The following is a 22951-nucleotide window of genomic DNA, read 5'->3' on the forward strand; positions in this document are numbered from 1 at the left end:
CTTCCAAGATCTGGCTAGGCGGTGAAGTTGTCGTCGGCGTCGCGGGCGTCCTCCTGGATGTGCTCGCCGGGGCGCTTGCCGCGGATCTCGTCCAGTTCCCGCACCCGGTCGGCCTCGGCGTGTTCGTCCTGGTTAAGGTCACCCAGACGGGCCCGGGCCGGACCGGCCAGGTTCTCCAGGTCGTTGTTCGCCCGTTCGACGCTCATGCCGCCTCCCCGGATCGTCGCGTGGCGGCCCTCGCCGCCTGCCACGTCGCGTCCCCGCTGACCCGCACGGCAAACCGCCGCCACCGGATCGGCGTCAGCCCGCATCCGGCCGGCCGGTCATGCGGTCGGCAGGGCCGTGAGCAGCTCCTCGGCGTGCCGCAGCGTGTCGGCCAGCCGGACGCGCGACTCGTCGTCCAGTGGGACCGACCGGGCCTGCCGTACCCGTTCCCGGGCGGCCTCCGGCTCCCCGAGTTGCAGCGCCATCTCGGCCCGGTAGACCAGCGCCTCCACCAGGACGGCGGGGTCGTCGGCCGCGTCGGGCCGGGCCAGCGCGCCGTCGAGGATGCGCGCGGCCTGAGCGGGATTACCGCGCGAGTCGCCCTGCACCACGGCGTTGCCGAGCGTACGGGCGAGCCCGCCCCGGTCGTCGTCGGCGTCGGGCGTCGAGGCCCGGGCCACGAACCGGATCCAGTTGCCGCCCGGATCGACGATGCTGAACCCGGAATGCCCGTCCTGGTTGCGGCGGGGCCGGGGCCGGGTCATCCGGGGTACGCCGGCGACCAGCACCTTGCCGTACGTGGCGCGCATGCCGTCGGCGAAGGCGCGGTGCAGGACGGTCAGGTCGTCGACCACCACCAGGCAGGAGCCGTACGAGTCGGCGGGGTCGAACCCGGCCATCCCGAAGAAGTGCAGGTTGAGGTCCTCCCGGCGCAGGGCCAGGTACGGGTTGGGGCGCTCCTGCCGGTGCGTCACCTCGAAGCCGAGCGCCTGGTAGAAGGGCGCCACGTCGTCAAGTGAGCGGCAGGGCAGCAGCGGGATGGTCGTCTCGTTCGCCATGCTCCGAGCCTGGCCACCGGGAGCGCCCACGCGCACATGGAAAGGCCCGAACGGCCGACGGGCATTGTCCGAACGGGCACCGGGGCCGGTCCGAGACGGACCGGCCCCGGTGCGGGGTCAGGCGCGGGTCAGGGCTTCCAGGACCCGGCGGTACGGAAGCGGTGCTTGTACTCGACGACGCCGTTCTGGTCCTTGACGTCGAAGATGAGCTGACCGCTGCGCTTGGAGCCGGCGGGCAGGTTGTTGCCCGAGGTCATCAGCTTGCCGCACCCCGAGAAGGCGCCACCGATGCCGTTCTCCTCGGTGCCGTCCTCGGCCACCCAGGAGAAGTAGAACGGGTTGATCGAACCGGTGCCCTTGGTGATCTCGGCGGTCACGTCGGCGATCAGGAACATGCCCTTCTTCGGGCCGGGCATGATCTCGTTGCAGGCGGAGTTCCGGGTCCGGAAGTTGCCGACGGTGATCTCGATGGTGCCGTCGGTGTCGTTGACGATCAGCTTGTCGCCGGCCGGCATGTTGAAGGTCTTGTCGTCGGTGGTGCCCGGCTGCGGCGTGCCGGTGGGGCCGCCGGTCGGGGTCTGCTCGTCCGGGACGCCGTAGGTGACGCCCGGCGTGGGCAGCGAGTCAACCGCCTCCTGGGCCTTGTTCACGCCGCTGTAGACGGCGAAGATGCCGCCACCGCAGCAGAGCAGCAGCAGGAGCGCCGCGACGATGCCGATCGTGATCCAGACGTTCTTGTTCGACTTCTTGGCCGGCGGTCCGAACGGCGCTCCCGGCTGATACGGCGCGCCGGTGGGCGGGTACGGCTGCCCACCGCCCGGCGGCGGGTAGCCCCCCGGCTGCTGATACGCCGCGCCCGGCTGCTGGTACTCACTGCCCGGGGGCGGGTACGCGGTGCCCGGCTGCTGGTACTCGCCTCCCGGCTGCTGATACGCCGCGCCCGGCTGCTGGTACTCACCGCCCGGGGGCTGATACGCCGCGCCCGGGGGCTGATACTCACTGCCGGGCGGCGGGTACGGCGCGCCCGAGGTCGGCGGCGCCGGCGGGAACGCCTGGGTGGGAGCGGGCGGCGGGTACTGCTCACCCGGCCCCGGCTGCGGCGGGTACGGCGCCCCGGAGGCCGGCGGATACGGCGCTCCCGACACCGACGGCTGCGGCGGCCCCGACACCGGCGGCTGCGGCGTGCCCGGAGGCGGTGGGTAGGGCGCGCCCGAGATCGGGGCCGTCGGCGCGTCCGGGGCGGGCGGCGGCTCGTAGGGGTCGCTCGGCGGCATCGGCGCGGTGGGGAACGCCTGCGTCGGCGGTTCCGGCGGCTGCTGGTTCGGGTCCGGTGACCCGGACGGAGGCTGAGGGTGGCTCACCGTACTCCTTGGGGCGCCTTCGGGATTTCAGTCGGAACGACGGTACAAGCCGGGGTCAACCCGGCCGACAGGGCGTCATCGATGTGGCAGGACGGCGGCGGTGCGGACCAGATCGTCGTCCACCGCGAACCGTCCGGTCACGCGCGACGGCGGGTCGGCCACCGGAGCGGCGGCGAGCCGGGCCGGCTCGATCTCGGCGTGGAACGTGCCCGCCTGCGGGTCGAGCGTGACGCGCGCGTCGGCGAAGCCCAGCCAGGTCCCGACGAGCGGGTGCCAGACCTTGTAGACGGTCTCCTTGGCGCTGAACAACACGGTCGGCCAGGGCATCCCGGCCGGCAGCCGGGCCAGGTCCGCCTCCTCGTCGGGGCGGCACACCTTCCGTCGTACCCCGGGGGAGAGCGGGCGGTGCCGCTCGGCGTCGATGCCGACGGCGCGCACGTCGGCGGCGCGGGCGGCGGCGGCCGCGCAGTAGTCCCGGGTGTGGGTGATCGCGCCGACGACGCCGGGCGGCCAGACCGGGGCCCGGTCCGCGCCGGCCGGCACCGGCGTGCCGGTCAGGCCGAGCGTGGCGAGTGCCCGGCGGGCGCAGACCCGGCCGGCGGTGAAGTCGCGGCGGCGGTGCAGCACCGCGCGCTCGCCCAGGGCGGCTCGTTCGGCCGGGAGCAGCTCGCCGGACCAGTCGGCCGGGCCGGCCACCGACACGGCGACCACGGCCGGCAGCAGATCACGCACGTGCGACGGATGACGGAGGCACGCGGTGAACGTACCGTAACGCTGGGGCGTGCGGTGGCGCTGAAGGTGTGTTGCGGGGAGGCAACCGGCCCATCACGACCACGATTCCGAACAGGGAAGGAGCGGCGGATGACGCGTGGCGCGGAGGCACCGGGGAGGCGGGACGGCGAGCACGTGCCGGTGACCCCCGACTGGACCTGCGGCTCGTGCGGTGACGAATGGCCCTGCGCCACGAAACGTCACCACCTGCTGAGCGAGTACCACGTGGATCGGGCGTCGTTGAGCGTCTATCTCGGCTCCTGCCTGGCCGCGGCCACGCAGGATCTGCGCTCCGTGCCGGTCACCGCGCTCCAGGACCGGTTCATCGGCTGGGTGCCGCGCGGCTCGAGGACGATCTGAGCTCCCGGTGGCCGTCGTGTCGGGTTCACGACGGCCACCGGGAGTGGTCCTTCAGCCGCGGCGGGGCCGCCGGGTGAGCGCGAAGCCCACCACGCCGGCCACGGCGGCGAGCACGCCGCCCACGCCGGTCCACACCCAGCGCGAGCCCGCGTCGGGGAGCCAGCCGGTCAGGTCGGTCTCCTCCTCGGCCACCGGCTCGGGGGTCGGCTCGGCGGCCAGCACCGTGCCGGCCCTGGTGTTCGGCACCAGCGGCGCGGCCAGCTCGCCGTCGTCGCCGGACGCGCCGCCCTCGTCGGTGGCGCCGACGAGCATCTCCACCTCGACCGGCAGGCCGAGGTCGGGCTCGGGCAGGTCGGTGACGGAGAGCCGGACGTAGTAGGTGCCGGGCAGCGGGTCGCCCGACCACGGCTCGGCCCACGGCCGTACCCGACGCAGCGTGCAGCCGAGCGCCACGCTCGTGGCCGCCGCGTCCGCTGTCGGCGTCTGCGCGCCGGCCGTGCACGCCTGCCGGCGGCGCAGCCCGTCGAAGACGTCGACGGTCCAGGTGGACGCGCCGGTGCGTCGCTTCGGGAACCTGACGGTGGCGGTGATCTCGTGCACCTGCCCGGCGTCGGCCCGGAACGACCAGTACAGGTGGTCGCCGGTCGACGCGCCCACCTGCACCGGCTGCCCGGCGGTGACGGTGGTGGCGGTGAGGAACGAGGTGCCGGCCTTGGTCACTGTGGTCGCGCCCGGTGACGGACTGGGCGCGGCCAGGGCCGCCGCCGGGGTGAGCGCGAGACCGACGGCGGTGGTCGCCGCCGCGGCGCGGATCAGCGTACGCATGCTCAGTTCACCCTCCACGTGTGCACCCACCAGCGGGTGAGCAGTCCGGCGGCCAGCCCGGTGAGCAGTCCGGCCAGCGTGAGCAGGAGCAGCAGCACCCAGCCGCGGCCGAGGTCCGGCCCGTCCGGGGCGGGGGAGGCGGCGACCACGTCGACCGTGAGCTCCACCGGCATACCCGGCTGGGTCTGCGTGCCGGGCTTGGCCGCGAAGGAGTTGCTGACCACCAGGCAGACGGTTCGCACGGCCTGCTCCGCGCCGGGACTCGGCTCCGGGCTCGGGCCGTCGTCGTCCTCCTCCTCGGCGGCCGACCAGCGCAGTCCGGCGGAGACCACGTCGGTGCGCCCGCTTCCGGCGTCGACGCCGCGGACCAGTTCCCGCCCGTCCGGCGCGGTGGCGCGCAGCAGCACGCCATAGTCCGGGTTGACCGGCCGGTCCAGCGCGACGCTCACCGAGGCGCGCAGCTCCTGGCCGGGCCGCACCGGCACCCGGTACCAGCGGTGCTCGGAGAACGCCTCCCGGTCGCTGTAGACGCCGGGGGCGAGCAGCGGCGCGCCCTGGCACGCCGCGCCGCCGCCGACCACCGCCGGGGTGGCCGTGTACGTGTCCCGGGCCCGGTCGACGAGCTGCTTGATCCGGCCGGTCAGCTCGTCGGCGCTCTGCGCCGCCGTGTAGGTGCCGCCGGTCGCGCCGGCGATGCAGAGCAACTGCTTGCGTACCTTCTCGTCCGGGGCGAGGCCGAGCGTGTCCACGACGAGCCGGGTGCCCTGGGCGGCCAGCTCGCGCGCCACCTCGCACGGGTCGGGCGGGGCGCAGGTGTCCTCACCGTCGGTGATCAGCACGATCCGGCGGGCGGTGCTGCCGGTGCCCAGGTCCTGCGCGGCGGAGCGCAGCGCCAGCCCGACCGGTGTGAAACCGGTCGGTCGCAGCCCGGCGACGGCGGCCTTGGCCTGGGTACGGTCCACCGGGCCGACCGGCACGATCTGCTGGGTGTCCAGGCAGCCCTGCTTCTTGTCCTTGCCCTGGTAGGTGGCGCCGAGCACCCGGATGCCGAGCTGTGTCTCGTCCGGCAGGGCGTCGACCACCTCGTTGAACGCCTGCTGCGCGACGGAGATCCGGCTGCGCCCGTCGATGTCCCGGGCCCGCATCGAGCCACTGACGTCGAGGACCAGCTCCACCTTGGGTGGCTCGGCGACGGGCTCGGAGGTCTCGTCGTCGGCCCCGGCGGGGCTCGGTCCGATCAGCGCGGCGGCCGTCAGCAGTCCGAAGAGGACAATCATCGATCGTCTCTTGTTGATCACCGGGCGAAGTGTAGTGAGATCCACTTTGGAAGATCATCCGGGTCCGGCGTCCCTCCGCTCCTGCCTGGCGCCGGAGATCGAACCCGTTATGTTCCCGCAGGATGACCCACTGTTAGATGCCGGAGGTGAACCTTTCGGCAGTGGCGTGCCCGTCGCAAATCTGACCGGCCCGCACCCGTTGTGCCCGTGCCGGAGTGTGGTTAAGCTCTGTCTTGCGCGCCCCAATCGCCCGCTTCCCCCGTGGCAGGCGATCGGGGCGCGCTTCTTTGTGCCGGCGCCCGCGCCTCTAGATCCAGCGGCCGTCCAGCCACATCCGCGCCGACCACTCCGCGTACGGCAGCACCCGGCCCACGAAGATCGGGTAGAAGTACGCGAAACAGAGCGCCACCAGCAACACGTAGGCGCCCGCGATGATCCCGCCCACCATCCGCCGATCCCGTAGCTGCTGCGGATCGGGCGGCGCGGCCGTAGCGGTCGTCGCGGTTACCGGCGCCGGAGTGGTGATCGCGCCGAGCACATAGACCACCGCCAGCACCAGGAACGGCACCGCGGGCGCGGCGTAGAAGGAGAACATCGTCCGGCCGTCGAGCGCGAACCAGAACCACGGCAGCAGGCCGGCGGCGATGCTGAGCAGGATCGCGCCCGCCCGCCAGTCCCGCCGGGCCAGGCCGAGCCAGGCGGTCGCGGCGATCGCCGGCAGGAACGACCACCACAGCAGCGGCGTGCCCAGCAACAGCACCTCCGACGCGCAGCTCGGCGCGCCACAACTGCCATCCCCGGACCAGTGGAACGCCACCGGGCGGCCGAGTAGCAGCCACTGCCACGGCCAGGACTGGTACTTGTGCGGGTCGTCGAGCTGGGTGTGGAAGCCGTACGAGGCCTTGTGGTATTCCCACAGGTTGTTCAGCGCCCCGATGAACGGGGTGTCGCTCAGCTCCGGGTTGTTCGGGTAGCGCTCGGCCAGGCGGTAGTAGCCCTCGTCGCTGAGCAGCCAGCCCGACCAGGTCGCGACGTAGGTGACCACCATCAGCACGCCGGCCGCGAGCAGCCAGGGCAGCTCGTCCAGCACCGCGTCACGCCACGGACGGCGAACCCCTGCCGAACGGCGGACCCCCACCTCCCAGAACAGCACCAGCAGCGCGAACGCCGGCACGAAGTAGATCGCGCTCCACTTGACCGAGCAGGCGCAGCCGAGCAGCACCCCGGCCGCCAGCCGCCACCACGGCCAGTTCCGCCAACCGGACGGAGGCCGCCCGGCCCGCCCCGGCCGGGTCGGGTCGAGCCCGGCCTCCAGGGCCCGCGTCCAGCGCCGCCGCCGGGCGTCCCGGTCGAGCACCAGCGCGCCGAACGCGGCCAGCACGAACAGCAGCAGGAAGATGTCGAGGATGGCCGTGCGGGACAGCACCAGGTGGAACCCGTCGAGCGCGAGCAGCAGGCCCGCCGCGCAGCCCAGCACCGTGGACCGGAACATCCGCCGGCCGATGCGGACCAGCAGCAGCACCGACAGCGTGCCGGCCACCGCCGCGCCGAACCGCCAGCCGAACTCCGGCGACGTCGTGATCAGGTGGCCCGGCACCGAGACGCCGCTGTCCGCGTCCTGGTAGCCGAAGGCCCACTCGCCGATCCCGATCATCCACTTGCCCAGCGGTGGATGCACCACGTACGAGGGGCCGTTGTCCTTGTAGTTCCACTCGACGCCGCGGTCGATCAGCCCGTACGCGTCCTTGGCGTAGTAGGTCTCGTCGAAGACCTTGCCGGGCGGGAAACTGAGCCCCACGAAGCGCAGGATCGCCGCGATCGCCACCACCACGGCTGTGGCCAGCCACGCCTGCCCCCGACCGATGCGGTCGTCGACGGTGGCGAGCCGGCGCCGCACGGCGGCGGGCAGCCCGCCCCCGCTGCCGTCGCCGCGCTCGGCGGTGGAAGGGTCCGGGTTCGCGCTCTGTGCTGTCGACGCACTCGTCACCCGGCGATCGTAGGCTGCGAGGGTGCCCGGTGGCGTCCATCGTCTCCGAAATTGGTACGACCATCGATGAGGGAGCACGCGCCGTGGGGGAAATGTCCGAGGTCGGACGGCTGGTGTTGCTCGGCGCGCCGCTGGGCAACCCGGCCGACGCGTCCGCCCGGTTCCGGGAGGTGCTGGCCGTCGCCGACGTGGTCGCCGCCGAGGACACCCGGCGGCTCACCCGGCTCGCCCGCGACCTCGACGTGACGGTGCCCGGCCGGATCGTCTCCTACTTCGAGGGCAACGAGGAGCGGCGCACCCCGGAGCTGGCCGAGGTGCTCGTCGCCGGCTACACGGTCGCGCTGGTCACCGACGGAGGCATGCCGAGCGTCTCCGACCCCGGATACCGGCTGGTCCGGGCCGCCCTGGACGCGGGCGTGCCGGTCACCGCCGCGCCCGGGCCGAGCGCCGTCACCACCGCGCTGGCGCTGTCCGGGCTGCCCTGCGACAGGTTCTGCTTCGAGGGCTTCCTGCCCCGTACCCCCGGCGCCCGCCGCTCCCGCCTGCGGGCGCTCGCCGCCGAGGACCGCACGCTGGTGTTCTTCGAGGCGCCGCACCGCATCGCCGGCGCGCTGGCCGACCTGGCCGAGGCGTTCGGCGCCGACCGGCCCGCCGCGCTCTGCCGCGAGCTGACCAAGACGTACGAGGAGGTGGTCCGCCGTCCGCTCGGCGAGCTGGCCGAGTGGGCCGCCGACGGCGATCCCCGGGGTGAGATCACGCTCGTCGTGGCGGGCGCGCCGGCCACGCCCGCGGTCCGGCCCGACGACGACACGCTGCGCGCCGCGGTGGCCGAGCGCGAGGCGGCCGGGCTGTCCCGGCGCGACGCGATCACCGAGGTCGCCACCGCGTACGGGCTGCGACGGCGCGAGGTGTACGCGGTGGTGCACAGCTGAAAGGAAGGGCCCCTTCTTAACGCCTGCGGTAGAGGAAGGGCCCCCTTTTAACACCTCACCTCACCAGGCGGCAGCCAGGAACCCGACGGTGATCAGCGCCGGCCCGGCCAGCGCCAGGCCGACCGCCCAGCGCCGCTGCCGCTCGTCCGCGAGCCGGGTCGCGCCGGTCCACCTGGCGATCCCGGCGGCGCACCCGGCCACCAGCGCCAGCCCGAGCAGCCAGCGCAGGTGCTGTCCGGGGCCGGTGTCCGCGTAGGCGGTCGATCCGTCCGGCCCGGTCATCCGGGCCGGCAGCAGGGTGCCGGTGGCGGTCCGCCCGGCCGGTACGCCACTGACCCGTACGCCGTGGGCCTGGAACCGGTCGCCGTCGGCCAGGAAGATCCCCCGGCAACGCTGGGTGAGCCCGCCGCCCGCGCACTCGGTGATCATCACGGTGCCGCCTGTCGAATGCCCCGCGGCCAGCCAGAACGGCCCCGCGCTCACCCAGGCGAAGAACGCGGCGAGCAGGCTCAACGCCAGCAGCACGGCGAGGCCGACGGGCGGGGTCGGCGGGAGGACCAGGCGGGCCGGCGCCCGCCGGACCGGCGGCCGGGCGGGGAGCGGGTGCGGCTCGTCGCGCAGCGGCGTGCCGTCCCAGTGCACCTCCTCGATCGGCGCCCAGCCGCCCGCCTGCGCGGCCTTGCGCTGCCAGCGGGGCTGCCGCACCGGCACCCGGCTCGGCACCGCGTCCACCGGCGCGCCGGTGGTGGGCTCCACCTCGACCGGCGGGTCCGCCGGGTCGAGCCGGGGCTGCGGCGCGACGGGCGTGCCCGCCGGGGCGGGTCGCGCCCGCCGGGTGGTGGCCGCCGACGGCTCCGGCGCCGCTGGTCTGTTGGTCACGATGTTCATTTCACACCGGTACGCCCGGCTTGCGGTGAAGCTCACGCCGCGTGTCGGCGACAAATCGGACGTACGGCCGGCGCCTGCCGCCCATTGGTTCGCGGCCCGCCCACCGCAATCACTAGGCTTGCTGCTCATGAGTCACGTTCTCGCCGCGGTCGCCTGGCCCTACGCCAACGGCCCGCGCCACATCGGCCACGTATCCGGATTCGGCGTTCCCTCCGACGTCTTCGCCCGGTACATGCGGATGGCCGGCCACGACGTGCTCATGGTCTCCGGCACCGACGAACACGGCACCCCGATCCAGGTGCAGGCCGACGCCGAGGGAGTCACCCCGCGCGAACTGGCCGACCGCTACAACCGGGTGATCGCCGAGGACCTGCGGGCGCTGGGCCTGTCGTACGACCTGTTCACCCGCACCACCACGCGCAACCACTACGCCGTGGTGCAGGAGCTGTTCACCGGCCTGTACCGCAACGGCTACATCGTCCCGAAGGTCACCACCGGCGCGATCTCCCCGTCCACCGGCCGGACGCTGCCCGACCGCTACATCGAGGGCACCTGCCCGATCTGCGGCTACGACAGCGCGCGCGGCGACCAGTGCGACAACTGCGGCAACCAGCTCGACCCGATCGACCTGATCGACCCCAAGTCGAAGATCAACGGGGAGACGCCGGAGTTCGTCGAGACCGAGCACTTCTTCCTCGACCTGCCCGCCCTGGCCGACGCGCTGCGGCAGTGGCTGGACAACCGCGAGGGCTGGCGCCCCAACGTGCTGCGGTTCTCCCGCAACCTGCTCGACGACCTCCAGCCCCGGGCCATCACCCGCGACCTGGAGTGGGGCGTGCCGATCCCGCTGGACGACTGGCGCGACCGGCCGGACAAGCGGATCTACGTGTGGTTCGACGCGGTCATCGGCTACCTGTCCGCGTCCATCGAGTGGGCCCGCCGCACCGGCGACCCGGAGGCCTGGCGCAAGTGGTGGTCGGCGGACGGGGAAGGGAAGGACGCCCGCTCCTACTACTTCATGGGCAAGGACAACATCGTCTTCCACTCGGTGATCTGGCCGGCGCTGCTCGGCGGCTACTCCGGTGAGGGGGCCCGCGACGGCGAGCCGGGCGAGCTGGGCCGGCTCAACCTGCCCACCGAGGTCGTCTCCAGCGAATACCTCACCATGGAGGGCCGGAAGTTCTCCTCCTCCCGCAAGGTGGTCATCTACGTCCGGGACTTCCTGGAGCGCTACGACGCCGACGCGCTGCGCTACTTCATCGCGGTGGCCGGCCCGGAGAGCAACGACACCGACTTCACCTGGGCCGAGTTCCTGCGCCGCAACAACGACGAACTGGTCGCCGGCTGGGGCAACCTGGTCAACCGGTCGGTGTCGATGGCGGCGAAGAACTTCGGCGCCGTCCCGCCGGTCGACCCGGCCGGGCTCACCGAGGCCGACCAGGCGCTGCTGGACACCGCGAAGGCGGGCTTCGCCACCGTCGGCGACCTGATCGCCCGGCACCGGCAGAAGCAGGCCATCGGCGAGGCCATGAAGGTCGTCGCCGAGGCCAACAAGTACCTCTCCGAGCAGGCGCCCTGGAAGCTCAAGGGCGAGGACGACAAGCCCCGCATGGGCACCATCCTGCACGTCGCGCTCCAGGTGGTCAGCGACGCCAACACGCTGCTCACCCCGTTCCTGCCGCACTCCGCCCAGAAGATCCACGAGCTGCTCGGCGGCACCGGCACGCACGCCCCGATGCCGGTGATCGAGGAGGTCGACGACCTCGACGGCGGGCCGTCGTACCCGGTGCTGACCGGTGACTACACGGTCGGGGCGCGCTGGGAGTCCGTACCCCTGGAGGTGGGCCGGCCGCTCGCGGCGCCGAAGCCGGTGTTCCGCAAGCTCGACCCGTCCATCGTCGAGGAGGAGCTGGCCCGGCTGGCCGGCTGAGCACGCGCGCGAACCGCGGCCCCGGGGATCTCCCCGGGGCCGCGATCGTCCGCCGGGTCAGGCGGTCGCCATGCTCGGCTTGCCGATGAACTCCATGATGGCCTTGTTGACCTCGGTGGGATGGGTCCACGGCGTGCCGTGCGGCGCACCCTTCAGCGTGACCAGCTTGGCGTCGGACAGCATGTTCACCAGCCGCTGGCCCGTCACCGGGAACGGCAGCACGTTGTCCTTGTCGCCCTGGATGATCAGCACCGGCACGTCGATGTTCGGCAGGTCACCGCGGAAGTCGGTCTGCCAGGCGTCCACCGAGTCGTGGGTGCCCTTGGCCGACGCCTGCGCGCCGATCTGCCAGTGCGCGTGGTACGCCTCGTCGCTGACCAGCTTCCCCCGGTTCTCACTGGCGTTGAAGAACGCGTCGCAGAACTGGGTCAGGTAGGCGAACCGGTCCTGGATGATCGCCTTCTGGAACCCCTCGAACATGCTCTTGTCGACGCCCTCCGGGTCGTCGGGCGTCTTCAGCAGGTACGGCGCCAACGGGGCCAGCAGGACCGCCCGGTCCACCCGGTCCGACCCGTACGCGCCCAGGTAGCGGGTCACCTCACCGGTGCCCATCGAGTGCCCGACCAGGATCGCGTTGCGCAGGTCCAGCTCGGTCATCAACACGTCCAGGTCGGCGGCGAACGTGTCGTAGTCGTAGCCCATGGCCGGCTGCGCGGAGTTGCCGAACCCACGCCGGTCGTACGTGATCACCCGGTACCCGGCGTTCAGCAGCGGACCGCTCATCTTCTCCCAGGTCGCCCCGTTGAACGGGAAACCGTGGATCAGCACGATCGGCTGACCGGAACCGTGATCCTCGTAGTACAGGTCGATGGGTGCGGAGTTCTCCGTACCGACGGTGACGAAAGGCATGTCGGGATTCCCCCTCAGCGCGGGCTTCTCGGACCCCAAGGGCTTCCCGACCTGCCCCCGTCTATGCGTGCCGGGCCGGATAGGGCAGGTCCACCACCCGGTCGTCGGTCAGCTCGCCGCCGGGCGCCCAGACCTCGTACACGCCGCGTTCCAGACACTGAGCGCCGGTCGCGGCCACCGCGTCCGGATCCGGGCGGCGCAGCCGCAACCGCAGCCAGCCACCCTCCTCCCGCAGCACCAGGCACGGCGTCCCGCGCCAGGTCGCCGTGCGCAGCCGCCGGGCCGCCGCGTCCACCGGGTAGCGGGCCGCCCGGGTCATCGCCAGCACCCGGAACCCGCCCGGCTGGTCGGCCACCGCCTCGTACTCCGAACCCGCGTACGTGCCGACGAGCCGGGTCGAGCGCGGCGCCTCGCCGGTCGGCACGTACTCCTGATCGGCGGCCAGGCCGGGCACCGCGGCGAGCAGGTGCCGCCACTGCGGACCCGCCAGGCGCAGCCAGCCCCGCTGCTCCGCCTGGTAGGTGTAGAGCACCACCTCCACGCCCTCGGCCGGGTAGGCCAGCAGCGTGGCGTTCGCCGGCATCGGCAGGTCGGCGAACTCCCGGGTGACGAACTCCGGCACGAGCTGCGCGCTGCTCGGCACGAACCCGGTGCCCAGCACCGGCGGTCCGAGCCGGTCCCGGGGCGGCAACGCCATGAGGCCGCGGTGCGCCTCGCCCACCGGCACGTCGTAGTCGGCCGGGTCGGCGGCCCGCCAGCGCAGCGCGTACGCCACGTCACCGCCCTCGGAGTCGCCCCGCAGCACCGCCATCCCGGCCGGTGTCCGCAGGTGCGCCACGTCGTGCTCCCGGTAGCAGAAGCCGTGCGGCAGCCACCCCCGCACGTAGCCGGCGAGCTGCCGGGCGGAGAGCACCTTCACCATCCGGGTGCCCGGCCGGATCACCGCCGAGGCCCGCACCGCGGCCAACGTCGGGTCACCCGCCGCCCCCGGCTGCTGGCTGAGCCGGTGTACATACGCCCAACCCCGGTCCCGGTGCACCGGCATCAGCAGCGGCGCGTCCGTCTCGTCGGCCGTCCCTGAGCCCCCGTGCACCGCGTCCACCTCGGTCGCGTGCACGAACCGGCGCCACGGATAGCCGCCCCCGGGCCGGGGACACCACTCGAAGCCGGGCGCCTCGTCGGCGCTGAACAGCTCGTACGCCGCGCCCCGGGCGATCTCCTCGGCCGGGTGCACCCGGCCGGCGTACGTCACGCGCAACCCGGCCCGGTCGGAGGCGGGCCCACCGGCATGGTCGGTGACTGTCACTCCGGGACGCTAAGCCCGCCAGATGTGGGGCGTGTGAACGGCCGGTGGCGGTCCGGGAACGCCGGCCCGCGCCGGTGTGTGATGCTGGCCGCGATGACCGAGCAGACCGAGACCCGCAAGCAGCGCGCCGCCCGCCGGGCCGGGGAGTTCCCGCCCGCACCCGAGCCGCTGCCCGTACCCGTGCCGGACAGCCACACCCACCTCGACATCACCGTCGGCGAGTTCGGCACACCCCCGGGCGGCGCCCCCGGCGACGACCCGGTGGCCGCCGCGATCGCCGTCGCCGCCCGGGCCGGCGTGGACCGGCTCGTGCAGGTCGGCGTGGACGTCGACTCGTCCCGGTGGGGCGCCGACGTCGCCGACCGGTACGCAGCGGTGCTCGCCACCGTCGCGCTGCACCCGAACGAGGCGCCCCGGCTGGCCGACCTGGACGAGGCGCTGCGCGAGATCGAGACGCTCGCCGGCCGGGACCGGGTCCGGGGCGTCGGCGAGACCGGGATGGACTTCTTCCGTACCGGCGAGGAGGGGCGGGCCGCGCAGGAGGAGAGCTTCCGGGCACACATCGCCATCGCGAAGCGGCACGGCAAGGCGCTGGTCATCCACGACCGCGACGCGCACGCCGACGTGCTGCGCGTCGTCGACGACGAGGGCGCCCCGGACACCGTGGTCATGCACTGCTTCTCCGGCGACGCCGACTTCGCCCGCGAGTGCGTCCGGCGCGGCTTCCTGCTCAGCTTCGCCGGCACCGTCACGTTCGGCAGCGCCGCCGCGCTGCGCGAGGCCGCCGCCGTCACCCCGCCCGAGCAGATGCTGGTGGAGACCGACGCGCCGTACCTGACCCCGATGCCGCACCGGGGACGGCCCAACGCGTCGTACCTGATCCCGCTGACCGTCCGCTTCCTCGCCGAGACCACCGGCGCCGACCTGGACACCCTCTGCGCCGCCATCTCCACCAACGGTGAGCGCGCGTTCGGCCCGTGGCGTTAAGAAGGGGCCCCTCCATATCGCGAGGCGTTAAGAAGGGGCCCTTCCTTCCCCTCGGGCGGGGGCGCTTACGCTACGGGGCGTGACCGGACTCCTCGGCCCGGCGGAGATCCGGGAAATCGCCGCGCGCCTCGGCGTCACGCCGACAAAGAAGCTCGGCCAGAACTTCGTGCACGACCCGAACACCGTGCGCCGCATCGTCACCACCGCCGGGCTGACCCCGGACGACGTGGCACTGGAGGTCGGCCCCGGCCTCGGCTCGCTCACGCTCGCCCTGCTCCCGGTCGCCGCGCACGTGCACGCCGTGGAACTCGACCCGGCGCTCGCCGCCGCGCTGCCGGAGACCGCCGCCCGCTTCGCCGGCGAGGCCGCCGGGCGGCTCACCGTCCACCCGGCCGACGCGCTGCGGGTCACCGCCGCCGACCTGGCCGACCCGGCGCCGACCGCGCTGGTGGCGAACCTGCCCTACAACGTCGCCGTGCCGGTCGTGCTGCACCTGCTCGCCGAGCTGCCCACACTGCGGCACGGCCTGGTGATGGTGCAGAAGGAGGTCGCCGACCGGCTCGTCGCCGGTCCCGGCTCCAAGGTGTACGGCATCCCGTCGGTCAAACTCGCCTGGTACGCCCGCTCCCGGGCCGCCGGCAAGGTCCCGCCGAACGTGTTCTGGCCGGTGCCGAACGTCGACTCCGGCCTGGTCGCGTTCACCAGGCGCGAACCGCCCCGGCCGGACGTACCCCGGAAGGCCGTCTTCGCCGTCGTCGACGCCGCGTTCGCGCAGCGCCGCAAGACGCTGCGCGCCGCCCTGGCCGGCTGGGCCGGCGGCGCGGACCGGGCCGCCGCGGCGCTCGCCGCGGCCGGCGTGGACCCGTCCGCACGCGGCGAATCGCTCACCGTGGAGCAGTTCGCCGCCATCGCCGCGTCGGCCCCCGACGGCTCCGCCGCCGAGCAGTAGGCTGGCGCCGTTGCCCGACCCCGCCGAGGAGCTGACCGTGCAGAAGCCGTTCGACATCCGCCCGCGTCCAGGGGAGCGCACCCGGTGACCGAGGCATGGCGACCGGAGGACGAGGACGGGCAGCGGCGCGGGGCCAGCGGCCCGGTCAAGGTGCGGGTGCCCGCCAAGGTCAACCTGCATCTCGGGGTGGGACCGCTGCGCCGTGACGGCTACCACGAGCTGAACACCGTCTACCACGCGATCTCCATCTACGACGAGCTGACCGCCCGGCGCGGCGACACCCTCACCCTCACCATGGAGGGCGAGGGCGCCGGGGAGCTGGCGCTGGACGACACCAACCTGGCGCTGCGCGCCGCGCACGCGCTCGCCGGCTACGCGGGCGTCGCCCCGCACGCCCGGCTGCACCTGCGCAAGCAGATCCCGCTCGCGGGCGGGCTCGCCGGCGGCAGCGCCGACGCCGCCGCCGCGCTCGTCGCCTGCGACACGCTCTGGGGCACCGGGCTGTCCCGCGACGAACTGGCCGGCATCGCCGCCGACCTCGGCTCCGACGTGCCGTTCCTCATCCACGGCGGCACCGCGCTCGGCACCGGCCGCGGCGAGACGGTCAGCCCGGTGCTCGCCCGCCCCACCTCCTGGCACTGGGTGGTGGCGATCGCCGACGGCGGCCTGTCCACCCCGGCCGCCTACCGGGAACTGGACCGGCTACGCGACGCCGGAGCCGCCGGCACCCCGCTGGGCAGCACCGACGCGCTGCTCGCCGCGCTGCGCCAACGCGACCCACGGGTCCTCGCCGCCACGCTCGGCAACGACCTCCAGGACGCCGCGCTGACCATGCGCCCGTCGCTGGCCGAGACGCTCAAGGCCGGCGAGGCCGCCGGCGCGCTCGCCGGCATCGTCTCCGGCTCCGGACCCACCTGCGTCTTCCTCGCCGCCGGCGAGTCCGACGCGGGGCGGATCGCCGCCGAGCTGACCGCCGCCGGGGTGTGCCGGGAGGCCCGCGTCGCGCACGGACCGGTCGCCGGCGCCCGCGTGGTCTGACGCCCCGTACCCTTGACTCAGGCGTCCCGGGCCCCGGGACGCCTGAGTCGTGAAAGGTGGGGAATGGCCAACATCGTCAACCTGGACCGGGTGTCCAAGGGGTACGGCGCCGCCGGGCCGCTGCTCACCGACGTCTCGCTCGGCCTCGACGACGCCGACCGGGTCGGCGTGGTGGGCCTCAACGGCGCCGGCAAGTCGACGCTGCTGCGGCTGCTCACCCGCACCGAGGAACCCGACGACGGCCGCGTCACCCACCGCCGCGACCTGCGCGTCGCCTGGCTGCCACAGCGCCTGGACCTGGCCCCCGACCTCACCGTGCGGGACGTCGTGCTCGGCACCGCCTGGCTCGGCGAGAGCATGGGCGCCGAGCACGAGTGGGCCGGCGACGCGGGCGTGCGCGCCATCCTCGACGGCCTCGGCATGCCCCACCTCGGCCTGGACACGCCGGTCGGCCCGATGTCCGGCGGGGAACGCCGCCGGGTCGCGCTCGCCGCGCTGCTGGTCCGCGACGCCGACCTGCTCGTCCTCGACGAGCCCACCAACCACCTGGACGTCGGTGGCGTCGACTGGCTGGCCCGGCACCTCGTCACCCGCAAGGGCGCGCTCGTCGTGGTCACCCACGACCGCTGGTTCCTCGACGCCGTCTGCACCACCACCTGGGAGGTCGCCGACCAGACCGTCCGGGCGTACGAGGGCGGCTTCGCCGCGTGGACGCTCGCCCGCGTCGAACGGCAGCGCGTGGCCGCCGCCACCGAGGCCCGCCGGCAGAACCTGCTCCGCAAGGAGATCGCCTGGCTGCGCCGCGGCGCGCCGGCGCGCACCTCGAAGCCCAAGTTCCGCATCGACGCGGCGAACGCGCTCATCGCCGACGTCCCGGAACCCCGCGACACCATGTCGCTGCAACGGCTCGCCACCGCCCGGCTCGGCAAGCAGGTGTACGACCTCGAACACGTGCGGCTGCACGCCGGCCCGAAGGAGATCCTGCACGACACCACCTGGCAGGTCGGGCCCGGCGACCGGGTGGCCATCCTCGGGCGCAACGGCGCCGGCAAGACCACCCTGCTACGGATGCTCGCCGGGGTGACCGGCCCCGACGGCGGGCGCTTCGCCGTCGGGCAGACCGTCCGGCCCGCGTTCCTCTCCCAGGAACTCGCCGAACTCCCCGGCCACCTGCGCGTGCTGGAAGCCGTCGAAGAGGTGGCCCGGCGCGTGCAGTTCGGCGACCGGGAGATCAGCGCCGCCCAGCTCGCCGAGATCTTCGGCTTCGACGACCGGCGGCTCTGGACCCCGGTGAGCGACCTGTCCGGCGGGGAACGCCGCCGCCTGCAGATGCTGCGGCTGCTCGCCGGGGAACCCAACGTGCTCCTGCTCGACGAGCCCACCAACGACCTGGACACCGACACGCTCGCCGCGCTGGAGGACCTGCTCGACTCCTGGCCCGGCACGATCGTGGTGGCCAGCCACGACCGCTACCTGATTGAGCGGGTCACCGACGTCGCGTACGGCATGTTCGGCGACGGCCGGCTGGTGCACCTGCCCGGCGGCGTCGACGAGTACCTGGCGCGCGCCGCCGCGGCCGGCGGCCCGGCGCCCGCCGACCTCACCCCGGCCACCGCGGCGCCGGAACGCGAGGGCATGTCCGCCGCCGAGGTACGCACGGCGAAGAAGGAACTCAACCGGCTGGAACGGCAGATCGCCAAGCTGGAACAGAAGGAGGCGGCCCTGCACGAGCAGCTCGCCGCGAACGCCACCGACTACGCCCGGGTCGCCGAGCTGGACGCACAGCTCAAGGAGGTACGGGCCGAGCGGGACCGCACCGAGGAGACCTGGCTGGCCCTGGCCGAGGAGCTGCCGGGCGGCTGACCTGCCGCCGGGGTGGGGGGTGTGCGGCGTCACTGACCGGCGTACGGGACAATCACCGGTGGAACCCTCGTCCGAACGGTCTTTTGGAGACGCAGAGATGGCCCACACCCCCGTCAACCACCCCGCGCGGCCGATCTACCGGGCGATCGGCGGGATCGTTGGTCTGTACTTCGTCGTCTTCGGCGGCCTCGGCGTCATCGCCAGCGCCGGTGGCGATTTCTTCGCCCAGGACGACACCAAGGTTCTCGGCCAGGGCACCAACATGGCGTTCTCGCTGGTGTCGGTGCTCGTCGGCGTGGTGATCCTGGTCGGCACCGCGATCGGCCGCAACCTCGACGTGGCGATCAACCAGTGGCTGGCCTACACCCTGATGGTGATCGGCCTGGGCTCGCTGGCGTTCCTGCAGACCGACGTCAACATCTTCAACTTCTCGATCATGACCGACGTCGTGGTCCTGACCCTGGCGCTGGTGCTCCTGATGGCCGGCATGTACAGCAAGGTCGGCTCCGACGAGGAGCACGAGGCATGGCAGAAGGCCCGCCTGGTGCTCTGATCCCCTCCTCGTACGAAGGCCCGGCGCGCCGCGCGCCGGGCCTTCGGTGTTTTCCGGACGCGAACGGACAACCCAGGCGACAATTGCCCCGAATCAGTCGCACGACTGGAGGGCACCATGGCGCACTTCCCGGTGAACCACCCCGCGCGGCCCCTCTACCGGGTGCTGTCCGGGCTCATCGGCCTCTACATCCTCGTCTTCGGCGTCTACGGCGTCTTCCTGACCTGGGGCGAAGGGCTGTTCGGCCGGGGCAGCAACTGGGCGCTGGGCCTGCGCACCAACCTGGCCTTCTCGCTGGTCTCGGTCGTCTTCGGCGCGGTCCTGCTGGTCGGCGCGTCCCGCCGCACCAATCTCGGCCACTACATGAACCTCACCGCCGGCGTGGTCTTCCTGGTCACCGGCATCCTGATGATGTCGGTGCTGCAGACCTCGGCGAACTTCCTCAACTTCTCGATGTCCACGGTCATCGTGTCGCTGCTGTTCGGGCTGATCCTGCTCGCCACCGGCCTGTACGACAAGGTCGGCACCGCCGAGCACGCCGAGGAGGAACGGCAGCGCCGCTACCACCCGATCGGCGAGCGCTGACGCGGCTGTTGCGCTGACGCGGCTGTTGCGCTGACGCGGCGTCAGCCCCGGGGGATCGGCCCGGGCTTCGACTCCAGGTGCGACAACCCGTTCCAGGCCAGGTTCACCAGGTGCGCCGCCACCGTCTCCTTGCGCGGCTTGCGCACCTCCAGCCACCAGCGCCCGGTCAACGCCACCATGCCCACGAGCGCCTGGGAGTAGAGCTCGGCGAGCTTCGGGTCGTACCCCCGGATGGAGAACTCGCCCGCCAGGATGTGCTCCACCTGGTGCGCCACGTCGTTCATCACGCTGCTGAAATTGCCGGTCGCCGACATCAGCGGCGACTCCCGGACCAGCACCCGGAACCCGCTGGTCTCCTCCTCGATGTAGGTCAGCAGCGTCAACGCGGCCTGCTCCAGCAGCTCCCGCGGATTGCCCGCGGTCAGCGCCGTGGTGATCCGGTCCAGCAGGGCCCGGACCTCCCGGTCCACCACCACCGCGTAGAGCCCTTCCTTGCCGCCGAAGTGCTCGTAGACCACCGGCTTGGACACCTTGGCGCGCGCCGCCACCTCTTCGATCGAGGTCGCGTCGAACCCGCGCTCGGCGAAGATCTGCCGGGCGATCGAGATCAACTGCTCGCGCCGCTGCGTCGCGGACATCCGCACCCGGGACGGCTTCGCCGCCGGCGCGGGCCGCCGCCGGGCGCGGTCACTGCCGGGAACGTCGGTCACCCGCCCCATCCTGCCAGGCGAGGCGTACGCGGTCCGACCGGACGCCTCGTTGTCGTACGTACGTTCTAAGTTCGGTCCATGGTCGACCCACTCGCCGCCGAGGTGCGCCGCCTGCGTGTCGAGGAGCAGCTCTCCGTCGCCGACATCCGGGCCCGCCTGGGCATCGGCCGCGATCGGGTGTACGCGCTGCTGCGCGGCATCCCGCCGCCTGAGTGGACCCGCCGGCCCCGTGCGCGCGACGACGCCCGCGCTGAGGCGCTGCGGCTGCGCGCGGCCGGCCGATCCGTCAACCAGATCGCGGAGCAGCTCGGCGTGGCGAAGTCGACCGCTTACCAGTGGGTGCGGCACCTGCCGTTGAACCCGGACGACGCGACGGCCGAGCGGCGACGTGCCCATTCACGGGCGATGACGGAGGCGCGCTGGAGCGCGTACCGGGAGTCGCGGGACGCCGCGCAGGCCGCGGAACACGCCAGGTCCGCCGGGGTGGTCGGCGGGCTCGGTGAGCGGGATCTGCTGATGCTGGGCGCCGCGATCTACTGGTGCGAGGGCGCCAAGTCGAAGCCCTGGCGTCGAGCGGTGACGGTCCAGTTCGTCAACACCGATCCGGGGTTGCTGGCCCTCTTCCTCCGCTTCCTCGAAGTGTGCGGCGTAGATCGGACGGTGCCGACCTATCGGGTGAGCATCCACGAGTCAGCGGACGCGGAGGCGGCTGTGCGTTGGTGGGTGAGGCGGCTGCGACTACCTGCCGAGCGGTTTCGCCGCACGGTGCTCAAGCGGCACAACCCGACCACGCTGCGGCGGAACACGGGCGACACCTATCACGGATGTCTCGTGATCACGGTGCCCCGCAGTCGCGAGCTCTACTGGCAGATCGAAGGTATGATCGCCGAGCTGTTCCGGATCACGGACGAGACGCAAGGAAAAGTCGCTGATCCGTAGGTCTTGACATAGCGATGGGGTGTGGGGTAACGGCAACCCGCAGGCCTTTGGAGCCTTGAGCTCCTGGTTCGAATCCAGGCACCCCAGCTCATTCGTCGGATCGCTCCTGGGCGAACGACGTTTGTGTGGCCGGATGCGAATTGTGGCGAGCCGCGTGGTTAGCATGACCGCGAGACTGTCGCCGTCCCGACGGGAGAGCCACGTCGTGTCCCAGCCCCACCTCCGCACCGTTGTCGTGCTCGCCGCCGGTGAGGGCAAGCGGATGAAGTCGTCCCTGCCCAAGGTGCTGCACCCACTGCTCGGCCGTACCCTGCTCGGTCACGTCCTCGCCGCGGCCGGGCCGCTGCGCGCGGACCGCACCGTGGTGGTGGTCGGCCACGGCGCCGACCAGGTCCGGGCGCACCTGACCGACGTGGCCCCGGCGGCGACGCCGGTGCTCCAGGAGCGCCAGCTCGGCACCGGGCACGCCGTCCGCATCGCGCTGGACGCGGTGCCGGACGCGACCGGCACCGTCGTGGTGATCAACGGGGATGTGCCGCTGCTGCGGCCGGAGACGGTTCGGGCGCTCGTCGAGGCGCACGAGGAAGCCGCCGCGGCGGCGACGGTGCTGGCGGCCGAGGTGCCGGACCCGACCGGCCTGGGCCGGATCGTGCGGGACGTGCAGGGGCACCTGGAGCAGATCGTGGAGGAGCGGGACGCCTCGCCCCAGCAGCGCGCGCTGCGGGAGATCAACGCGGGCATCTACGCGTTCGACGCGGCCCGCCTGCGGGAGGCGCTGGGCAAGCTCTCCACCGACAACGACCAGGGCGAGGAGTACCTGACCGACGTCTTCGCGCTGCTGCGCGACGCCGGGGAGCCGGTGGCGGTGCACTGCGCCGCCGACTACGTGGAGACGCTCGGCTGCAACGACCGGGTGGAGCTGTCCGCGCTGCGGCGGCTGCTGCGGGACCGGGTGAACGAGGGCTGGATGCGTACCGGGGTCAGCATCCTCGACCCGCACACGACGTGGATCGACGTGACGGTGACCGTGGAACGGGACGCGGTGATCGACCAGAACACGCAGCTCCAGGGCGCCACCGTGGTCGGCGCGGGCGCGCTCGTCGGCCCGGACACCACGCTCGTGGACACGGTGGTGGGCGCGGGCGCGAGCGTGGTGCGCTCCCACGCGCTCGGCGCCGAGGTGGGGCCGGAGGCCAGCGTGGGGCCGTACGCGTACCTGCGGCCGGAGTCGCGGCTGGGCCGCAAGGCGAAGGTCGGCACGTTCGTGGAGACCAAGAAGACGTCGATCGGTGAGGGCTCGAAGGTGCCGCACCTGTCGTACGTGGGGGACGCGACGATCGGCGACCACAGCAACATCGGCGCGGCCACCGTCTTCGTCAACTACGACGGGGTACGCAAGCACCACACCACCATCGGCAGCCATGCGCGTACCGGAGCGGACAACATGTTCGTGGCGCCGGTGCGGGTCGGCGACGGCGCGTACACGGCTGCGGGTTCGGTGATCACCGGGGACGTGCCGCCGGGCGCGATGGCGGTGGCGCGGGGCCAGCAGCGCAACGTGGAGGGCTGGGTGCTGCGCAAGCGGGCCGGCACGGAGGCCGCGGAGGCGGCGCGGCGGGCCGGTGAGGATGCGCCGGAGTCGGGCGCAGCCGCAAGGGAAGGTGACTGACTCCACGGGGATCGGCGGGCCGTGGGTGGATCGCTGAACCGGGGGCATACTGCAACCGAACACTCCCCG

General features: G+C 73.1%; 21 protein-coding genes, 1 tRNA gene and 1 pseudogene. 12 read left to right on the forward strand and 11 right to left on the reverse strand.

What is annotated here, in order from left to right:
* Positions 1-14: 14 nt before the first annotated feature.
* The 4 genes from J3R08_RS03325 to J3R08_RS03340 form a co-directional block, all read right to left on the reverse strand.
* On the reverse strand, positions 15-206 hold the full coding sequence (locus tag J3R08_RS03325; RefSeq protein ID WP_043326835.1) for a hypothetical protein: 192 nt from the start codon (positions 204-206) through the stop codon (positions 15-17).
* A 117-nt stretch (positions 207-323) separates the two neighbouring features.
* A complete protein-coding gene (locus J3R08_RS03330) occupies positions 324-1043 on the reverse strand; it encodes a hypothetical protein (protein WP_069087194.1) in 720 nt (239 codons plus the stop codon).
* Positions 1044-1171: 128 nt separating this feature from the next.
* Positions 1172-2404, reverse strand: a complete 1233-nt coding sequence (locus tag J3R08_RS03335; RefSeq protein WP_209959957.1) for a hypothetical protein — start codon at positions 2402-2404, stop codon at positions 1172-1174.
* 75 nt (positions 2405-2479) lie between these two features.
* Positions 2480-3136, reverse strand: coding sequence for a 4'-phosphopantetheinyl transferase (locus J3R08_RS03340; RefSeq protein WP_043326831.1), 657 nt, complete (start codon positions 3134-3136; stop codon positions 2480-2482).
* Positions 3137-3265: 129 nt separating this feature from the next.
* Here J3R08_RS03340 and J3R08_RS03345 point away from each other — a divergent pair, with 129 nt between their 5' ends.
* Entirely contained in the window at positions 3266-3535 is a 270-nt protein-coding gene (locus J3R08_RS03345) for a hypothetical protein (protein ID WP_113972072.1), read from the forward strand.
* Positions 3536-3586: 51 nt separating this feature from the next.
* On the opposite strand, the gene J3R08_RS03350 is transcribed toward J3R08_RS03345, so the two are convergent.
* From J3R08_RS03350 to J3R08_RS03360, 3 genes are all read right to left on the reverse strand, one after another.
* Complete coding sequence (locus tag J3R08_RS03350) at positions 3587-4360, reverse strand: peptidase (protein WP_113972071.1); 774 nt, start codon at positions 4358-4360, stop codon at positions 3587-3589.
* Between the two features lie 2 nt (positions 4361-4362).
* Positions 4363-5658, reverse strand: coding sequence for a VWA domain-containing protein (locus J3R08_RS03355; protein ID WP_209959959.1), 1296 nt, complete (start codon positions 5656-5658; stop codon positions 4363-4365).
* A gap of 286 nt (positions 5659-5944) precedes the next feature.
* On the reverse strand, positions 5945-7624 hold the full coding sequence (locus J3R08_RS03360) for a dolichyl-phosphate-mannose--protein mannosyltransferase (protein WP_043326824.1): 1680 nt from the start codon (positions 7622-7624) through the stop codon (positions 5945-5947).
* 92 nt (positions 7625-7716) lie between these two features.
* Between J3R08_RS03360 and rsmI the strand changes: the two genes are divergently transcribed.
* Positions 7717-8556, forward strand: a complete 840-nt coding sequence (rsmI, locus tag J3R08_RS03365; RefSeq protein WP_064447607.1) for a 16S rRNA (cytidine(1402)-2'-O)-methyltransferase — start codon at positions 7717-7719, stop codon at positions 8554-8556.
* Between the two features lie 60 nt (positions 8557-8616).
* On the opposite strand, the gene J3R08_RS03370 is transcribed toward rsmI, so the two are convergent.
* Positions 8617-9444, reverse strand: coding sequence for a hypothetical protein (locus tag J3R08_RS03370; protein WP_245254665.1), 828 nt, complete (start codon positions 9442-9444; stop codon positions 8617-8619).
* A gap of 127 nt (positions 9445-9571) precedes the next feature.
* On the opposite strand from J3R08_RS03370, the gene metG reads away from it, so the two are divergent.
* On the forward strand, positions 9572-11374 hold the full coding sequence (gene metG, locus J3R08_RS03375) for a methionine--tRNA ligase (RefSeq protein ID WP_043330658.1): 1803 nt from the start codon (positions 9572-9574) through the stop codon (positions 11372-11374).
* 57 nt (positions 11375-11431) lie between these two features.
* Here metG and J3R08_RS03380 read toward each other — a convergent pair whose 3' ends face one another.
* Positions 11432-12283: an alpha/beta fold hydrolase gene (locus J3R08_RS03380; protein WP_043326820.1), complete on the reverse strand. Its 852-nt coding sequence runs from the start codon at positions 12281-12283 to the stop codon at positions 11432-11434.
* 61 nt (positions 12284-12344) lie between these two features.
* On the reverse strand, positions 12345-13589 hold the full coding sequence (locus tag J3R08_RS03385; protein WP_209959961.1) for a hypothetical protein: 1245 nt from the start codon (positions 13587-13589) through the stop codon (positions 12345-12347).
* 81 nt (positions 13590-13670) lie between these two features.
* Here J3R08_RS03385 and J3R08_RS03390 point away from each other — a divergent pair, with 81 nt between their 5' ends.
* The 6 genes from J3R08_RS03390 (at position 13671) to J3R08_RS03415 (ending at position 19564) form a co-directional block, all read left to right on the forward strand.
* The gene (locus tag J3R08_RS03390) at positions 13671-14576 is read left to right on the forward strand and encodes a TatD family hydrolase (protein ID WP_209959963.1); all 906 of its coding nucleotides are present in this window, start codon (positions 13671-13673) and stop codon (positions 14574-14576) included.
* Between the two features lie 79 nt (positions 14577-14655).
* Positions 14656-15525, forward strand: coding sequence for a 16S rRNA (adenine(1518)-N(6)/adenine(1519)-N(6))-dimethyltransferase RsmA (rsmA, locus tag J3R08_RS03395; RefSeq protein ID WP_069087189.1), 870 nt, complete (start codon positions 14656-14658; stop codon positions 15523-15525).
* Positions 15526-15609: 84 nt separating this feature from the next.
* Positions 15610-16563 carry a 4-(cytidine 5'-diphospho)-2-C-methyl-D-erythritol kinase gene (locus J3R08_RS03400; protein WP_064447611.1) on the forward strand — a complete coding sequence of 318 codons (954 nt, stop codon included), beginning with the start codon at positions 15610-15612 and terminating at the stop codon, positions 16561-16563.
* A 63-nt stretch (positions 16564-16626) separates the two neighbouring features.
* Positions 16627-18426, forward strand: coding sequence for an ABC-F family ATP-binding cassette domain-containing protein (locus J3R08_RS03405; protein ID WP_069087188.1), 1800 nt, complete (start codon positions 16627-16629; stop codon positions 18424-18426).
* A 97-nt stretch (positions 18427-18523) separates the two neighbouring features.
* Positions 18524-18979, forward strand: a complete 456-nt coding sequence (locus J3R08_RS03410; protein WP_043326811.1) for a DUF4383 domain-containing protein — start codon at positions 18524-18526, stop codon at positions 18977-18979.
* Between the two features lie 117 nt (positions 18980-19096).
* Positions 19097-19564 (forward strand): DUF4383 domain-containing protein, encoded by a 468-nt coding sequence (locus tag J3R08_RS03415; RefSeq protein ID WP_043326810.1) that lies wholly within the window; start codon positions 19097-19099, stop codon positions 19562-19564.
* Between the two features lie 41 nt (positions 19565-19605).
* Here the strand turns inward: J3R08_RS03415 and J3R08_RS03420 are convergent, their stop codons facing one another.
* Positions 19606-20274 (reverse strand): TetR/AcrR family transcriptional regulator, encoded by a 669-nt coding sequence (locus J3R08_RS03420; RefSeq protein WP_043326808.1) that lies wholly within the window; start codon positions 20272-20274, stop codon positions 19606-19608.
* Between the two features lie 78 nt (positions 20275-20352).
* On the opposite strand from J3R08_RS03420, the gene J3R08_RS03425 reads away from it, so the two are divergent.
* The 3 genes and pseudogenes from J3R08_RS03425 to glmU form a co-directional block, all read left to right on the forward strand.
* On the forward strand, positions 20353-21213 hold the full coding sequence (locus J3R08_RS03425; protein ID WP_069087187.1) for a helix-turn-helix domain-containing protein: 861 nt from the start codon (positions 20353-20355) through the stop codon (positions 21211-21213).
* 15 nt (positions 21214-21228) lie between these two features.
* Positions 21229-21300: transfer RNA gene (locus J3R08_RS03430), tRNA-Gln, on the forward strand.
* A gap of 76 nt (positions 21301-21376) precedes the next feature.
* Positions 21377-22942 (forward strand): annotated as a pseudogene (gene glmU, locus J3R08_RS03435) (bifunctional UDP-N-acetylglucosamine diphosphorylase/glucosamine-1-phosphate N-acetyltransferase GlmU); the annotation flags it as partial.
* Positions 22943-22951: the final 9 nt, after the last annotated feature.

This window comes from Micromonospora sp. HB375 (assembly GCF_017872985.1).
Lineage (GTDB): Bacteria > Actinomycetota > Actinomycetes > Mycobacteriales > Micromonosporaceae > Micromonospora > Micromonospora chalcea.

Bases quoted from the DNA above. Each gene is read 5' to 3' on its own strand.
- J3R08_RS03345 (WP_113972072.1), top strand. From the start codon at position 3,266: ATGACGCGTGGCGCGGAGGCACCGGGGAGGCGGGACGGCGAGCACGTG.
- rsmI (WP_064447607.1), top strand. From the start codon at position 7,717: ATGTCCGAGGTCGGACGGCTGGTGTTGCTCGGCGCGCCGCTGGGCAAC.
- J3R08_RS03325 (WP_043326835.1), bottom strand. From the start codon at position 206: ATGAGCGTCGAACGGGCGAACAACGACCTGGAGAACCTGGCCGGTCCG.
- metG (WP_043330658.1), top strand. From the start codon at position 9,572: ATGAGTCACGTTCTCGCCGCGGTCGCCTGGCCCTACGCCAACGGCCCG.
- J3R08_RS03415 (WP_043326810.1), top strand. From the start codon at position 19,097: ATGGCGCACTTCCCGGTGAACCACCCCGCGCGGCCCCTCTACCGGGTG.
- J3R08_RS03370 (WP_245254665.1), bottom strand. From the start codon at position 9,444: ATGAACATCGTGACCAACAGACCAGCGGCGCCGGAGCCGTCGGCGGCC.
- J3R08_RS03390 (WP_209959963.1), top strand. From the start codon at position 13,671: ATGCTGGCCGCGATGACCGAGCAGACCGAGACCCGCAAGCAGCGCGCC.
- J3R08_RS03380 (WP_043326820.1), bottom strand. From the start codon at position 12,283: ATGCCTTTCGTCACCGTCGGTACGGAGAACTCCGCACCCATCGACCTG.
- J3R08_RS03410 (WP_043326811.1), top strand. From the start codon at position 18,524: ATGGCCCACACCCCCGTCAACCACCCCGCGCGGCCGATCTACCGGGCG.
- J3R08_RS03405 (WP_069087188.1), top strand. From the start codon at position 16,627: ATGGCCAACATCGTCAACCTGGACCGGGTGTCCAAGGGGTACGGCGCC.
- J3R08_RS03330 (WP_069087194.1), bottom strand. From the start codon at position 1,043: ATGGCGAACGAGACGACCATCCCGCTGCTGCCCTGCCGCTCACTTGAC.
- J3R08_RS03350 (WP_113972071.1), bottom strand. From the start codon at position 4,360: ATGCGTACGCTGATCCGCGCCGCGGCGGCGACCACCGCCGTCGGTCTC.
- J3R08_RS03425 (WP_069087187.1), top strand. From the start codon at position 20,353: ATGGTCGACCCACTCGCCGCCGAGGTGCGCCGCCTGCGTGTCGAGGAG.